Raw genomic sequence first — 15637 nt, forward strand, 5'->3', positions numbered from 1 at the left:
GATTCGTCGCGGCACGGCCCCGCTTTTCTGCCGCAACCTATTGTTAACCATCGATGTTCGCCCTTTCTTATCCATTGCCGCCGACACTTCGGCCCGCCGGAAACCGCGATGTGGGACGGGAACTCGATCGAACCGCCAAATGGACCCAGTTGTACAGGCATCGCCGGACGACTACCTTGTCCGCGGGCATGATGCCGTTCGGCAAAATCGAGAAAAGCCTTCATGAAGGTCGTTGAACGCTACATTATGCGTCGCGCTTTGGCGGTCTTCCTGGCTGCGCTGATCTGGACGCTGGCAATCGTGTGGACGACACAGGTGCTCGCCCGCATCGACCTCGTCACCGACAACGGCCAGTCGGTGCTGACCTTCTTCGAGGTCGCCGCGCTGATCCTCCCGTCGATCATTCCGACCGTGGTGCCGTTTGCACTGGTGGTGGCGGTCGCCCAGACGCTCAGCGTCATGAACACCGACTCGGAACTGGCGGTAATCAACGCGGCCGGCGCCTCGCGCTGGACCATCGTGCGGCCGATCTTGCTGCTGGCGCTGGCGGCCAGCGTTTTTTCCTTCGCCGTCGACAACGGCGTCGACCCCTATGCGCGCCAGAAGAACCGCGAGCTGGTGGCCTCGTCGCGTGCCGACCTGTTGTCGCTGATCATCCAGGAAGGCACCTTCCGCAAGATCGACGACGGGCTATTCCTGCAGGTCGGCGAGCGGCTTCCCGACAACCGGCTCGGCGGCATCTTCGTCGCCGACTCGCGCGAGGAAGGCGCCAACCTGATCTATTACGCCAAAACCGGCAGCATCGTCGAACGCGGCGGCGAGAAAGTGCTGATGATGAATGACGGCGTCATCCACCGCAAGACGCTGTCCGGCGACCTGTCGGTCATCCGCTTCACCTCCTATGCCTTCGACCTCTCGGCCTTCATGTCGGCCGCGAACGACATCACGCTTCTGCCGAAGGATCGGACGACCCCATATCTGCTCAATCCGAGCCCCAACGACAAGGTTTTCCAGCGCAGTCCCGGCCGCTACAAGGCCGAGCTCGACCAGCGCTTTTCCGAATGGTCCTATTCGCTGGTGTTCGCACTGATCGCGCTGGCGGTGGCCGGCGACGCGCGCTCGCACCGCGAGGCGCGCATCCATCCGCTGATCACGGCCATCGCCATTGCGCTGTTCGTGCGCTGGCTCGGCTTCTTCGCAGCCGGCAAGGCCGACAAGATCCCGCAATACGCCTATATGGTCTACGGCGTGCCGATCGCGGCTTCGGCGATCGCCATCTGGTTCATCGTCTCCAACCGGACGATGGAACTGCCGGTTGCCTGGGCGGACTGGGTGACCAATATCGCCGGCCGCGTCAGCGACGGCTGGACAGCCATCAAGCTGCGCTTCGCCGGGCGCGCTTCCGGACAAGGCGTCAGCTGATGGGCTGGACTCTGGGCCGCTACTTCTTCTTCCGCTACGTGACGATCACGGTGTGGTTCTTCATCGGCCTGCTGGCGCTGGTGTTCCTGATCGATTTCACCGAGCTTTCCGGCCGCATCACCGGCCTGCCGGGCGTCACCTATGGCGCGGCGTTCGCCATTTCGGGGCTGAGGATGCCGATGATCATGCTGCAGACGGTGCCGTTCGTCGGGCTGTTCTCGGCGATGGCGACGCTGGTCTCGCTCAACCGCAAATACGAGCTGGTCATCGCCCGCTCGGCCGGCGTTTCGGCCTGGCAGTTCCTGTTGCCGTGCTGCGTCGGGGCACTGATGTTCGGCGTGCTCTCGGTCGGCGTGCTCAACCCGGTCGCCGCGCACGCATTTTCCTGGTCCGAGCAGATCGAAAACCAGCTGCGCTCCGGCAAGTCCAACACCGTTTCGGCGGACGCGGCCCCCTGGATCCGGCAGAAAACCAGCTCGGGCGATACCATCATCGGCGCCCGCGCAATCCTCAACCAGGGCCTGGAGATGTCCGATGCCGTCTTCTTCGTCCTCGACCAGCAAGGCAACATCGTAGAACGCAAGGACGCCGTGCGCGCCTTCCTGCGCGACGGCTATTGGGAGCTGCAGGACGTCAAGGTGTTCCGGGATGGCAATGTCCGGCCGGAGACAAGCGACCGCGTGGCGACCAATCTCAAGCCGGAATTCGTGCAGGAACGGCTGGCGCGTCCGGAAACCATCCCTTTCTACGACCTGCCCGGCAAGATCGAGGTTGCCCGTTCCTTCGGCCTCAAGGCAAATGCCTTCGCCATGCAGTTTGATTCGCTGCTGGCGTTGCCGTTCCTTCTCGTCGCCATGACGCTGATTGCGGCCACGGTCTCGATGAGATTTGCCAGGATGGGGCAGTCAGTGACGATGATTCTGGGTGGCGTCGTGGCTGGCTTTCTGCTTTATGTCGTTTCGGTGCTGGTCAAGGCATTCGGCGTGGCGGGATTCGTACCCACAGTGGTGGCTGCATGGGTTCCGGTTGTCGTGGCTATGTTCTTCGGGGTGACGTACCTGCTGTACAAGGAAGACGGCTAGTGAGGGAGGCGGTTTTGCGCAGCCATAGGCAGGCCGGTCTGGCACGCCTTTATGGGGCGAGCGCCTTGGCATGCCTGTTCGCCTGCGCGGTCCCTGTGGCTCCTGCGCTGGCGCAGGATGTCACCGACGTGGCAACGAAGGTTCCTTCCGGCACGCAGATGCTGCTGGCTGCCGACACGCTCGTCTACAACAACGACAACCAGACCGTCACTGCGGTCGGCGGCGTCCAGATCGACTATGGCGGCAATCGCCTCGTCGCCCAGCGGGTCGAATACAACCGCAACACCAAGCGCCTTGTCGCCAGCGGTGCCGTCGAGGTCATCAACAGCGACGGCACCAAGATCTATTCGGACCATATCGACATCACCGACGATTTCGCCGACGGCTTCGTCAACGCGCTGCGCGTCGAAACCATCGACAAGGCCTATTTCGCCGCCGAAAGCGCGGAACGCATGGGCGGCGTGCTGACGACGTTCCACAACGGCGTCTACACGGCCTGCGAACCGTGCGAGGACAAGCCGGACAAGGCGCCGACCTGGCGCATCAAGGCCCGGCAAATCATCTGGAACGGCGAGAAGAAGACGGTCCGCTTCGAGAACGCGAATTTCGAGTTCTTCGGCTTTCCGCTTGCCTACCTGCCGGCCTTCGAGATCCCCGACCCGACCGTCAAGCGCAAGAGCGGCTTCCTGATCCCCGGCATCGCCTACAAGACCGACCTCGGCGTCGGCGTCAAAGTTCCCTATTATTTTGCGCTGTCGCCGACCTACGACCTCACCGTCACCGGCAGTGGTTACACCAAGCAGGGCTTCCTCGGCGAAGCGGAGTGGCGCCAACGCTTCAACAATGGCCAGTACACCCTGAAGATGGCCGGCATCCGGCAAGAGAATCCCGAGGAATTCATCGACGCCAACGGCCGCAACGTCGATTCGGGCCCTGCCGGCGACCCGAACAAGTTCCGCGGCATGATGGGCACCAAGGGCCAGTTCGCCATCAATTCACGCTGGGACTTCGGCTGGGACGTGCTGCTGCAGACCGACAAGAACTTCTCGCGCACCTACGCCATCGACAACTTCAATGCCCTTGTGCATCAGTCCTCTGTCTACCTGACCGGTCTCAACGGCCGCAACTATTTCGACGTGCGCGCGATGCGTTTCGAGGTCCAGGAAAACACGCTCCCTGACGATCCCAGCGCGCGCGCCGCCAAGCAGCCCTGGGTGCTGCCCTCGCTCGACTACGCCTACATTCCCGACATGGCGGTGGCCGGCGGGCAATTGTCGTTCAACGTCAACGCACGCGCGATCAGCCGCGACAGGCTGGACACTGCGCTTGTCATTCCGGGTGATGATTCAACCGTCGAAAACGTCCGCGGCATCGAGGGCCAATCCGGCCGTCTCACCGCCGAGGCCGAATGGAAGCGCACCTTCACCAGCGATGGCGGGCTGCTGTTGACGCCGCTTCTGGCGCTGCGCGGCGACGCTGGCTATGTCAGCGCGACCTCGGGCTCGCTTGCTGCCATCAACCAGATGGCGACGAACCTCGGCGACGACGACAACATGCGCTCCTCGCTCGCCCGCTATATGGCGACCGCCGGGCTTGAAATGCGTTGGCCGGTGCTGTTCTCGTCGACCAGTTCCAGCCACATCTTCGAACCGATGGCGCAGGTCTTCGTGCGCCCGAACGAGCAATATGTCGGCGGCCTCGCCGTTCCCAATGAGGACGCACAGAGCTTCGTCTTCGACGCCACGACGCTGTTCGAGCGCGACAAATTCTCCGGCTACGACCGCATGGAAGGCGGCAGCCGCGCCAATGTCGGCCTGCGCTATTCCGGCGCCTACGACAATGGCTGGAGCACCAACGCGCTGTTTGGCCAGTCCTATCAGCTGGGCGGGCAGAACTCCTTCGCTACGCCGGACCTGGTCAATGTCGGCGCGAATTCCGGCCTCGAAACCGCAACCTCCGACTATGTCGGCCTCGTCGGCTTCAACAGCCCAAGCGGGTTTTCCGGCTCGGTCAGCGGCCGTTTCGACGAGCAAAGCTTCGACGTTCGCCGCGCCGAGGTGAAGGCCGCCTATTCCGGCCTGCCGGTGTCGCTGAGCGCCAAATATACCTTCATCCAGGCGCAGCCGCTCTACGGCTTCACCACCGACCGCCACGAGGTCACGCTCGGTGCCTCCACGCACCTTGCCGAGAATTGGCGCGTCTTCGGCACCGGCACCTACGACCTGGAGCAAAGTGTCCTGGTCAAGGACGGCGTTGGCTTTGCCTATAATGATTCATGTTTCACCTATTTGATGACGTTCTCGGAATCCCGCGACCTGAATACCAAGGAAGTGTCGCAGAACATCGGCTTCAACCTGTCGTTCCGCACGCTCGGCGAATTCGGTTCGTCGACCAGTGCCCTCGACACCGTCCAGTAACGGACGGGCGGCCGAACGGGCGACAGGCCGACGACATCGTTTTGCCGCATAGAGCGGGCAGGGATTTCGTCCGAAATCGGGATAGAATTGGGATGCTTTCGATGAGGAAATACCTCTTTTCGGCAGGGTTCGCGCTGCTCGTGGCGGCGACCTCAGTCTCGGTCACCGTGATGACGCCGCCGGCGTTCGCCAGCGAGATCAAGTACGTCGTCAACAGCGTACCGATCACCACCGGCGATATCGCGCACCGGGCCGCGTTCCTGCGCCTGCAGCACAAGAAGGGCGACGCCGCCCAGGAAATGATCGACCAGACGCTGCGGGTGGCCGAAGCCAAGCGTCTCGGCATCCGTATCAGCGACGCCCAGGTCGAGGCTGCCTATCAGCGTTTTGCCTCGAACAACAAGATGCAGCTCAAGCAGCTCGACGGCGTCATGTCGCAGTCTGGCGTCAGCAAGGAGCATTTCAAGGAGTTCATCCGCGCCCAGATGGCATGGAACCAGGCGCTGAGCGCGCGCTACCGCTCCGACAGCGGCGGCGGCGCCATGAGTGAACAGGACGCGGTCAGGCGCATGCTCGACAAGGGCGGCAACAAGCCGACCGCCATGGAGTACATGCTGCAGCAGGTCATCTTCGTCGTGCCGGCGGCCGAACGCAGCGCCACGCTCGCCAAGCGCAAGCGCGAGGCCGACGCCATGCGCGCCCGCTTCAACGGCTGCAACACCACGCACGAATTCGCCAAGGGCCTGATCGACGTCACCGTCCGCGATCTCGGTCGGGTGCTGGCGCCGCAATTGCCGCCGGAATGGGCCGACCAGATCAAGGCCACCAAGGTGGGCGGCGCCACGACTACGCGCGAGACCGATCGCGGCGTCGAATTCATCGGCATCTGCTCGTCGCGCGAAGTCTCCGACGACAAGGCCGCTCAGATGGTGTTGCAGAGCGAAGGCGGCAACGACAAGAACGCCGACGACCTCTCCAAGAAATATGTCGAGGAGCTGCGGAAGACAGCCCGCATTGTCCAGCGTTAGCATGGCCAGGCAAGTGGACAGAGCCCCATCCCGCTTCGATCGGGATGGATCGGCCTGCAAAGCAGCATAACGTGCGCAAGGCAGACGCTCCGCTGGCGTTGAGCGTTGGCGATCCGTCCGGCATCGGGCCGGAAATCGCCATCGCCGCGTGGCAGGCCGGCAGCAGCGCGGGCGTGCCGCCGTTCTATCTTCTCGCCGATCCGGCGCTGATTGCCGCGCGCGCGCATCGGCTCGGTGCCAATGTGGCGATCGCGGAAACGGCACCGGCCGAAGCGTCGCGCGTCTTTGCACGTGCCCTGCCCGTCGTGCCGCTTGATGCCCGCTTCATCGACAGTCCCGGCCGCCCGGACCCGGCCAACGCCACCGGCGTCATCGAGGCCATAGACCGTGCTGTTGCCGACTGCCTGGCCGGCGATGCTGGCGCGGTCGTCACCTGCCCGATCGCCAAGAAGCTGCTCTACGACGCCGGCTTCCGCTTTCCCGGCCATACCGAGTATCTGGCACATCTGGCTTCGCGCCACAGCGGCGCCGAGCTGACGCCGGTGATGATGCTTGCCGGTCCCGAATTGCGCACCGTCCCGGTCACTATCCACATTGCGCTGGCCGAGGTGCCGAAGACGCTGACGACGGAACTGATCGTCACCACCGCCCGCATTGCCGCGACCGATCTTGCAAGCCGTTTTGGCATCGCGGGGCCAAGACTTGCCGTGACCGGCCTCAATCCGCATGCCGGCGAAGGCGGCACGATAGGCACCGAGGACGAGCGCATCATCCGTCCGGCGATCGAAAGGCTAAGGGCGGAAGGCATCGACGCCTTCGGGCCGCTACCGGCCGACACCATGTTCCATGCCCGGGCGCGTGCCGGCTATGACGTGGCAATCTGCATGTATCACGACCAGGCGCTGATCCCGGCCAAGGCGCTGGCCTTCGACGAGGCGGTCAACGTCACGCTCGGCCTGCCGTTCATCCGCACCTCGCCCGACCACGGCACCGCCTTCGACATCGCCGGCAAGGGCTTGGCGCGCGCCGACAGCCTGATCGCGGCGCTGAAACTCGCGCGCAGGCTGGCCGACACCGGCACGAAGGCCGCAGGTGCATGAGCGCAATGCATGAGGGTGGGCGCACGACCATCGACGGGCTGCCGCCGCTGCGTGAGGTGATCGACCGCCACGGGCTGCGGGCGAAGAAGACGCTCGGCCAGAATTTCCTGCTTGATCTCAACCTGACCGGCAAGATCGCGCGCGCCGCTGGCGACCTCACCGAGGCCACGGTGATCGAGGTCGGCCCAGGTCCCGGCGGACTGACGCGGGCGCTGCTTTTCAACGGCGCCCGGCGGGTCATCGCCATCGAGCGTGATGAGCGCTGCCTGGCGGCGCTTGCCGAGGTTTCGGACCATTATCCGGGCCGGCTCGAGATCATCGCCGGCGATGCGTTGAAGACCGATTTTTCCGCTCTTGCCAATGCTGCATCAGCAAGCGGTGGATCGGTGAAGATCGTCGCCAACCTGCCCTATAATATCGGCACCGAACTGTTGATCCGCTGGCTGACCGGCGCCGAGTGGCCGCCCTTCTACGCTTCGATGACGCTGATGTTCCAGCGCGAGGTGGCCGAGCGCATCACAGCCCGCCCAGGCAGCGACGCCTATGGCCGGCTCGGCGTGCTGGCCGGCTGGCGGACAGAGGCGAGGATCGCGTTCGACGTGCCGCCCCAGGCCTTCATTCCACCGCCCAAGGTGACCTCCTCGGTGGTGCATCTGGTGCCGCGCGCATCCCCACTGCCCGTCGAGGTGAAGAAGCTCAGCCGCGTCACCGAAGCCGCCTTCGGCCAGCGCCGCAAGATGCTGCGGCAGAGCGTGAAGAGCCTCGGCGGCGAAGCCTTGCTCGTCCGCGCCGGCATCGATCCGACACGGCGCGCTGAAACGCTCGATGTCGAGGAATTCGTGAGGCTGACCAACGCGGTGTGACTGTGCAGGCCCTTCCTTTTTCCCCTGTGGGAGAAGGCGGATGCAGCGCTCAACCGCTGGAAACCGCGCCATCCAAGCATAGATGATCAGCGCGATACCAGGAGACAAACAATGCCTGCCTATGTCATTTCCGATGTCACGATCCGCGATGCAGAGGCGATCGAGGCCTATCGCACCCGCGCCGCAGCTTCCATTGGCCAGCATGGCGGTCGCTATCTGGTGCGCGGCGGCCAGGTGGAGACACTTGAAGGCAACTGGAATCCCGGGCTGCTGATCGTCGTCGAATTCCCCGACATGGAGCGGGCGCGGCGTTGGTACGGCTCCGCCGAATACGCCGCAGCGCTGGAACTGCGCGATGCCGCGCTCGGCCGCAACCTGATCCTGGCCGAGGGAATGCAACCTTGAGCGAGACTGCTGGCCAGCTCGTGCCCTAATCCGTCTTCTCGTCGAGCAGGCCCGAGACAAAATCGAACAGGCCGGGGCGGCGGTCGCGCCGCAGCCGCTCGGCGGTGACGATGCCCCGCACCTCGGCGAAGGCGCGGTCGAGATCGTCGTTGACGATGACGAAATCGTATTCCTTCCAGTGCTCGATCTCGTTGCGGGCGTTCTTCAGCCGCGTCTCGATCACCGATTCCTGGTCCTCGGCGCGTCGCTTCAGCCGCGCCTTCAATTCCTTCATCGATGGCGGCAGGATGAAGATCGAGACGATGTCGGCGCGCATCTTCTCCTTGAGCTGCTGGGCGCCCTGCCAGTCGATGTCGAACAGCATGTCGCGGCCCTGCGCCAGCGCCAGTTCCGCCGGCTCGCGCGGCGTCGCATAGCAATTGCCATGCACCTCCGCCCATTCGAGCAATGCATCGCAATCGCGCAGCCGCTCGAACTCGCGCATGGTGCGAAAGTGATAGTGCACGCCCTCGATCTCACTGCCGCGGCGCGGCCGCGTGGTGACGGAGACCGACAGTTCGAGGCTGGAATCGCTTTCGAGCAGGTTGCGCGCGATCGTCGACTTGCCGGCGCCTGACGGCGACGACAAAACCAGCATCAGCCCTCGGCGGCGAATGCGGGAACCCAAATCCCTGGCAACCACAGGCTCCTTGGCGACCATCGGGGTTACTCCAGATTCTGGACCTGTTCGCGAAACTGGTCGACGACCGCCTTGAGTTCCAGCCCGATGGCGGTCACCGCCGCGGCGTTCGACTTCGAACACAGCGTATTCGATTCGCGATTGAATTCCTGCGCCAGAAAATCGAGCTTGCGGCCGATGGCGCCGCCGCTTGAAAGCAGCCCTCGGCCGGATGCCACATGCGTCTTCAGCCGGTCGATCTCCTCGCGGATGTCGGCCTTGGTGGCCAGGAAGGCGGCTTCCATGTGCAGCCGCGTGGCGTCGAGATTGGCGGACGCATCCATCAGCAGCCGGACCTGCTCGGCGATCCGCTCGCGGATCGCCGCAGGCTCGCGTGACGGATCGGCCTCGGCGCGCAGCGTCAGCGCCTCGATGGCGTCGATATGACCGGACAGCAGCGAGCGAAGCGCCTCGCCCTCGCCCTGGCGCGCCTGCTCCAGTCCGCCAAGCGCGACTTCAAGCGCCGACAGGATCGCGCCGTCGAGAGCGGCACGCGCCTGTTCGGTTTCGATGGTTTCCGGAATGTCGAGCACGCCGCGCAGCGAGAGCAGCCCGTCGGCGGTCGGGGGTGCCGCGCCGAACTGTTCCTGCAGCCGCTTGGCGAGCCCCGCCAGGTCTTTCAGGAAGGCCTCGTTGACCACGGGCTGGGCTTGTGAGCCGGCAGCGCGGCCGATGGTCAGCGTTGCCTGGAAATTACCGCGCGCAAAGCGCTTCTGCACCGTCTGCCTGACAGCCGGTTCCAGCCGCTCGAAGCCCTGTGGCAGCCGCAGCCTGACCTCGACGCTCTTGCCGTTGACCGACTTGACCTCCCAGGCGATCGAGGTGCCGTCGTGTTCGGCGATGGCACGCGCAAAACCGGTCATGCTCTGCAAATTCATGGTGCCTGCTTTTCCCCCTGGCGCGCGATCGCGGATCACGCGGCTTAAGACGACTGAGCGTCCTGGCACGTCGAACCGGGCGCTCTCGTCAAAATATCAATGCGCCCCTTGCCGCCAAGCGCAAGGGACAAGTTCAAAAACCGCTTGTCGGCTATTGAGCGGCGCCGGCATCGCCTCCGTCGCTGCCGTCCACCGGCGCATCGGTCTGGCCTTCCACCTTGGCGGCGGCAGCCTTCGCAGCTTCGTCGGCCAGCTTCTTCTGCTGCGTCCGGTAGCGGGCGACGTTCTGATTGTGCTCTTCGAGCGTCGCGGCAAAGACATGGCCGCCATTGCCGTCGGCAACGAAATAGAGGTCATCGGTCTTCGACGGGTTGGCGACGGCTTCCAGCGCCGCGCGGCCGGGATTGGCGATCGGCGTCGGCGGCAGGCCGTTGATCAGATAGGTGTTGTAGGGCGTCGGCTTCTGGATGTCCGACTGGAAGATCGGGCGGTCTGCGGGTTTGCCCTTGCCGCCGAACAGGCCGTAGATAATGGTCGGATCCGACTGCAGCCGCATGCCCTTGGCAAGCCGGTTGAGGAAGACCGCGGCGACCCGCGAGCGCTCGTCACCCCTGCCCGTCTCTTTCTCGACGATCGAGGCCAGGATGACGAAGTCTTCGATATTGGCGAGCGGCAGTTCGGGGGCGCGCCGCTGCCAGACGTCATCGACCAGCTTCTGCTGATCGGCCAGGAGCTTGTCGACCATCTGCTCGCGTGTCGCACCGCGGGTGAAGCGCAGCGTGTCGGTGGCGAGGCTGCCCTCGGGCGGCCTGGTCGCCGGCATGTCGCCGGTCAGCGCGCTCTGCTCGGCGATGCGCTGCAGCGCCTGCTCGACCGTCAGCCCCTCGGGAATGGTCAGCGAATACATCACCGACTTGCCGCTCTTCAGCAATTCCATGATGTCGCGCATCGAAGCCTGCGGCTTGATCTCGTATTCGCCGGCCTTGAGCGCGGAATCGTTGCCATAGGCGCGCACGCCAAGGCGGAAGATGCGGGCGTCGCTGATCAATCCGCGCCGCTCGAGCTGGTCGGCAATGTCCTGGACGCCGGTGTTAGGCTTGACCAGGAAGGTGTCGCCATTGGCCGACGGGCCGGGTTCGTTGAATGCCTGTTTGCCGAAATAGAGCGCAATGCCGGCAGCCAGTACCACCAGCATCACCGCCGAGATGACGAAGTTCATGAACACGACGACCTGGCTGCGCGAGGCGCGCGAGCGCCTGGGCGGCGGCGTGCCGGCCTCAGGCCGCAATGCCTCGGCGGCCGTCTTCGGCACGATCGGTCCCGGCACCGCTTGCCGTTGCCCGAATTCTCCGTTGCCAGCCGGATTTGTGTTCATGGTGCCCTGCCATTTGATCTCTTAGAGCGACGTGCGTCCAATTGGACGCACAAAGTACGCTCTAACATTTCAAGTGTGCGCAACGTGCTTTCCGAAAATCGATTTCGATTTTTGGGCCGACGTGCGAATCCCCTTGGGCAGAGTAGGGGTGAATATGGCAAAATTGACGACAGCTCGCCGCGACGGCGTCGGTCGATAGACCGGTCAGCCATTGTAGCGCTGGAAGACGAGCGAAGCGTTGGTGCCGCCGAAGCCGAAGGAATTGGACAGTGCGACGTCGATCTGGCGGGGACGCGGCGTGTTCGGCACCAGATCGATCGACGTCTCGCGCTCAGGGTTGTCGAGGTTGATGGTGGCCGGCGCGATGTTGTCGCGGATGGCGAGGATCGAAAAGATCGCCTCGGCGGCGCCCGCAGCACCGAGCAGATGGCCGATAGACGACTTGGTCGACGACATCGAGATCTTCGACGCGGCGTTGCCGACCAGCCGCTCGACGGCGCCGAGCTCGATCGTGTCGGCCATGGTGGAGGTGCCGTGCGCGTTGATGTAGTCGACATCGGCGGGCGTCAGCTCCGCCCGGTTCAGCGCCGCCATCATGCAGCGGAAGGCGCCGTCGCCATCTTCGGCCGGCGCAGTGATGTGGTAAGCGTCGCCGGTCAGGCCGTAGCCGGTGACCTCGGCATAGATTTTTGCGCCGCGCGCCTTGGCGTGTTCGAGTGCCTCCAGCACGACGACGCCGGCACCTTCGCCCATGACGAAGCCGTCGCGGTCGCGGTCATAGGGGCGGGAAGCTGTTCCAGGCGCGTCGTTGCGCTCGGTGGACAGTGCCCGGCAAGCGGCAAAGCCGGCGATCGACAGCCGCGTTACCGGCGCTTCGGCGCCACCGGCGAGCATCACGTCGGCATCGCCCCACATGATCAGCCGGGCGGCATCGCCGATAGCGTGCGCGCCGGTCGAGCACGCGGTGACGACAGCGTGGTTGGGGCCTTTCAGCCCATGCCGGATCGAAACCTGGCCGGAGACGAGATTGATGATCTGGCCTGGGATGAAGAACGGGCTGATGCGGCGCGGGCCGCGCTCCTTGAGGATTATCGCGTTCTCGGCGATGCCTTCGATGCCGCCGATGCCGGAGCCGATCAGCACACCGGTGGCGCACTGCTGCTCATGCGTCCTGGGTGCCCAGCCCGAATCCTTGAGCGCTTCGTCGGCGGCCGCTATCCCGTAGAGGATGAAGTCGCCGATCTTGCGCAGCTCCTTCGGCTCGAGCACGGCCTCGGGATTGAAGGTGCCGTTGGTGCCGTCGCCACGCGGAATGACATGGGCGATCTTGCAGGCAAGATCCTCCACCTCGAACTCGGTGACGCGCTTGGCGGCGCTGCGCCCGGTCAGGAGTTCCTTCCAGCTGTGCTCGAAGCCCATACCGAACGGTGAAAGCAGGCCAAGCCCCGTGACGACGACACGCCTCATCGCAGGTCCTCCCCGGTGATGACTGCAGAAAGCGTCAGGCCGAAGCCTTGTCGATGTATTTCACGGCGTCGCCGACGGTGAGGATGGTCTCGGCCGCATCGTCGGGAATCTCGACGCCGAATTCTTCCTCGAACGCCATGACCAGTTCAACCGTATCGAGGCTGTCCGCTCCCAGATCATCGATGAAGCTTGCCTGCTCCGTCACCTTCTCGGCATCGACGCCAAGATGCTCGATGACGATCTTCTTGACGCGCTCTGCGGTGTCACTCATTTGGGGCATCCTCGTCTTTTGCTTGTCTGTCTTCGTTAGCGGGCAGAATGCCGCTAATCAAGTTGAAAGATGGCCCTGCCGGAAACGCAACGACACAGGACCGGTTTTTGCCCGAACCGCCGGGTTGCGGGCCGCATTACACGAAAAATGCCGTACGTCCAAGCCGAAATGGGGTGTTTTCCCGCGATGTCAGATCATTGCCATGCCGGCGCTGATATGAATGGCCGGTGCCGGCTTTGCTGCGCATAGAAAGCCCGCCACTTGCGATGGCGGGCTCTCTAACTGGCCGGAGGCTAGGAGAGTGTCATTTACCCCCCTCACGGCTGATTGGCACTTCCGTTCCGGTGCTATCGGTCAGCGGCTGGCGATCAGCAGGCAGAGCTGGCGCAGGTCGCGATAGTATGTGTCTTGGCTGCTGAGCACGTCCACGCAGGATGTACAAAAATAACCAAATTCGATAGCCGGGAACAACCCCTCAACGACTGACGTTTGTCGCTCGAGACCCGGTTTCCATCTCTCCTATGGTCCGGCTGTAAAGGCCCGCTTCCTTAAATGGGCGGCGGGCCGGGGGCTTGCATAGATGTTGCGCCAGCGTAGCAATCGCGCCTGCCTTAGCCCCCACGATCTGGCTGTTTGCCAGCGCGTGTTCGACCAAGTCTGTGCAGACGAACACCTCGACCCGTTGAGCCGAGACGCCGAAAGCGTGGCGATCCTGGTTGTGGCGATCTTTCAGAATGCTCACACCAATGAACGCCAACTGCTGGAGGCAGTCAGGTCGCGTCGTCGCGCGACGGTGGCAGAGTAGGCGCCTTAGCCGTCCCGGAAGTCCTGAAGCGATGCGTGCCTCAGGTCTTCCTCGCCCTCAGGTGCTTCACGCGGGGGTTGAAAATCAAAGCCCGCGCCTCGTGCGGAGAACGCGGGCCGATCGGCCGATCTTCAACAGATACGGGGGACGGTATCTGTCGCTCCCGTTAAATATTAGAGGTCTCTAAAAGTTTCAAGACGGAACAAAAAGCCCGCCGACCGGGAGCCAGCGGGCTTCTTGGGCAGCAAAACCGGCGGGCTACTGCCCTCATGATCCAAGGGGGCTTGGATCGACCTGAATCGTAGTCCTGGGCTGTTTGAAATTCAGTCAGGTTTTGGACCGGAAGATGGTGTCTTAACCCGCGTAAATGCAACGGCCCATCTCAGGGTGCGAGTCCTGGGATGGGCCTTGCGACTGGCCGCCGGTGAGGGGGATCGCCCGACGGCATTCACATAAAATATCAACCTGAAACGACAGGTCCAGAGTTTTCATGACAGTTGGTAATCTCCGTACAGTCAGGCGACTTGGCGAAGGCGGCTCGGAACGCTGCCAAGGTCTCCAAGGGGGTCCATCAGCCGTCCCCTCGCTGTCTCCTGTCGCGATAGTTTAGAAGCTCGACAAGCTCGTCGGCCTCTTCGACAGGCATGTCGATCAAGGGCACGCCGTCCTCGGTGACAGGCAGCCCGGTGAACACATCGATGACGTCCCATGAACCTTCAGGGGTCTTTCGGATGCCGTAGCGTTGAGTCATATCGTTCCCGCCTGGCCTGTTCGATTGCCTCAAGCAATGGAGCAATGGGCGGCGGCAGGCCGGGGTCGACGGCCAGCTTCAGCAGCTTGTAGAGGTACCGACGGTTGTCTTCGGAACCGATCAACTGCTGCACGGCTTGGCAACAGAATGCTGTCCCACTCTGTCAAACTCTTGCATCTGGGGGTTTCCTACGGCGCCAGTCTGAAACCCACCCGCGACGAAATGGTTCCAAAAGGCACGCCAATGGAGAGGCGTCAGGTTTCGCGGAGTCGAAGGCGACGAACATCGCTTCGGCGGTCGCCAGCTCAACTACGACCAACCAGGATGACGTCAGCGCACCTCAGTTCCGTCTACGCGCTCGAGCGCCGGACCAAGGCCACGCCTTCATGCAGTACCTCTCATGCCGGACTGCCGAGCGTTTATCTCTTCTACATGTCATCACACCTTCTAGTTGAATCGTCCCAACTACTGTGGCATAGGGGATATGGGCAGGGGTGCTGACCATCAGGCTTTCTCATCAAGAGAAGCCCAAAAAAGATGGAGTACCGAATGCGCATCCTGCCCCTGGCTGCATCGACCGTCATCCTAAGCCAATCATTGCTCGCCGGCCCCGCAATTGCGGCGGTCGCGACCGGCAACATGACGGTTCGCATTACGATCACGGCCGAATGCAAGGTCCAGACCGCGAACGATCTGGATTTCGGCTCGAAGGGTGTCATCGATTCCAATTTTGACCAGACCAGTACCATCGGCGTGCAATGCACCTCCGGCCAGACCTACAATGTCGGCCTGAGCGCGGGCGCCGGCGCCGGTGCCACCGTTGCGGTTCGCAAGATGACCGGGCCGGATGCCGCGACGGTCAATTACACGCTTTACCGTGACACCGCGCGCACCCAGCCTTGGGGGGTGACAATAGGCACCGACACGCTTGCGGGAACCGGTAACGGCAATGTCCAGAACCTGACCGTCTATGGGCGAGTGCCGCCGCAGGCAACGCCGGCCGCAGGCGTCTACACGGATACGGTTGCGATCACCGTAACCTACTGACCATTCCG

General features: G+C 63.5%; 14 protein-coding genes. 8 read left to right on the forward strand and 6 right to left on the reverse strand.

The window, feature by feature from the left end:
* Positions 1–222 precede the first annotated feature (222 nt).
* From lptF to EN859_RS03225, 7 genes are all read left to right on the forward strand, one after another.
* Complete coding sequence (lptF, locus tag EN859_RS03195) at positions 223–1422, forward strand: LPS export ABC transporter permease LptF (RefSeq protein WP_127851493.1); 1200 nt, start codon at positions 223–225, stop codon at positions 1420–1422.
* Positions 1419–2504, forward strand: coding sequence for an LPS export ABC transporter permease LptG (gene lptG, locus EN859_RS03200; RefSeq protein WP_189501706.1), 1086 nt, complete (start codon positions 1419–1421; stop codon positions 2502–2504). Before lptF ends, lptG begins: the two co-directional genes overlap by 4 nt.
* Positions 2504–4921 (forward strand): LPS-assembly protein LptD, encoded by a 2418-nt coding sequence (locus EN859_RS03205; protein WP_189501657.1) that lies wholly within the window; start codon positions 2504–2506, stop codon positions 4919–4921. Before lptG ends, EN859_RS03205 begins: the two co-directional genes overlap by 1 nt.
* A 92-nt stretch (positions 4922–5013) precedes the next feature.
* Positions 5014–5949, forward strand: a complete 936-nt coding sequence (locus EN859_RS03210) for a peptidylprolyl isomerase (RefSeq protein ID WP_189501658.1) — start codon at positions 5014–5016, stop codon at positions 5947–5949.
* Between the two features lie 44 nt (positions 5950–5993).
* Positions 5994–7049: a 4-hydroxythreonine-4-phosphate dehydrogenase PdxA gene (gene pdxA / locus EN859_RS03215; RefSeq protein ID WP_127851496.1), complete on the forward strand. Its 1056-nt coding sequence runs from the start codon at positions 5994–5996 to the stop codon at positions 7047–7049.
* Positions 7050–7054: 5 nt separating this feature from the next.
* The gene (gene rsmA / locus EN859_RS03220; protein WP_127851805.1) at positions 7055–7912 is read left to right on the forward strand and encodes a 16S rRNA (adenine(1518)-N(6)/adenine(1519)-N(6))-dimethyltransferase RsmA; all 858 of its coding nucleotides are present in this window, start codon (positions 7055–7057) and stop codon (positions 7910–7912) included.
* 111 nt (positions 7913–8023) lie between these two features.
* Entirely contained in the window at positions 8024–8317 is a 294-nt protein-coding gene (locus EN859_RS03225) for a DUF1330 domain-containing protein (protein ID WP_127851497.1), read from the forward strand.
* A gap of 25 nt (positions 8318–8342) precedes the next feature.
* Here EN859_RS03225 and gmk read toward each other — a convergent pair whose 3' ends face one another.
* From gmk to EN859_RS03255, 6 genes are all read right to left on the reverse strand, one after another.
* Positions 8343–9017 (reverse strand): guanylate kinase, encoded by a 675-nt coding sequence (gene gmk / locus EN859_RS03230; RefSeq protein ID WP_189501660.1) that lies wholly within the window; start codon positions 9015–9017, stop codon positions 8343–8345.
* Positions 9018–9022: 5 nt separating this feature from the next.
* On the reverse strand, positions 9023–9913 hold the full coding sequence (locus tag EN859_RS03235) for a YicC/YloC family endoribonuclease (RefSeq protein ID WP_127851498.1): 891 nt from the start codon (positions 9911–9913) through the stop codon (positions 9023–9025).
* 151 nt (positions 9914–10064) lie between these two features.
* A complete protein-coding gene (mltG, locus tag EN859_RS03240; RefSeq protein ID WP_127851499.1) occupies positions 10065–11288 on the reverse strand; it encodes an endolytic transglycosylase MltG in 1224 nt (407 codons plus the stop codon).
* A 204-nt stretch (positions 11289–11492) separates the two neighbouring features.
* The gene (fabF, locus tag EN859_RS03245) at positions 11493–12755 is read right to left on the reverse strand and encodes a beta-ketoacyl-ACP synthase II (protein ID WP_127851500.1); all 1263 of its coding nucleotides are present in this window, start codon (positions 12753–12755) and stop codon (positions 11493–11495) included.
* A 34-nt stretch (positions 12756–12789) separates the two neighbouring features.
* The gene (locus tag EN859_RS03250) at positions 12790–13026 is read right to left on the reverse strand and encodes an acyl carrier protein (RefSeq protein ID WP_127851501.1); all 237 of its coding nucleotides are present in this window, start codon (positions 13024–13026) and stop codon (positions 12790–12792) included.
* Between the two features lie 1376 nt (positions 13027–14402).
* A complete protein-coding gene (locus EN859_RS03255) occupies positions 14403–14582 on the reverse strand; it encodes a hypothetical protein (RefSeq protein WP_127851502.1) in 180 nt (59 codons plus the stop codon).
* Between the two features lie 549 nt (positions 14583–15131).
* On the opposite strand from EN859_RS03255, the gene EN859_RS03260 reads away from it, so the two are divergent.
* Positions 15132–15629 carry a spore coat U domain-containing protein gene (locus EN859_RS03260; protein ID WP_245525457.1) on the forward strand — a complete coding sequence of 166 codons (498 nt, stop codon included), beginning with the start codon at positions 15132–15134 and terminating at the stop codon, positions 15627–15629.
* Positions 15630–15637: the final 8 nt, after the last annotated feature.

The organism is Mesorhizobium sp. M00.F.Ca.ET.216.01.1.1, from assembly GCF_004010325.2.
Lineage (GTDB): Bacteria > Pseudomonadota > Alphaproteobacteria > Rhizobiales > Rhizobiaceae > Mesorhizobium.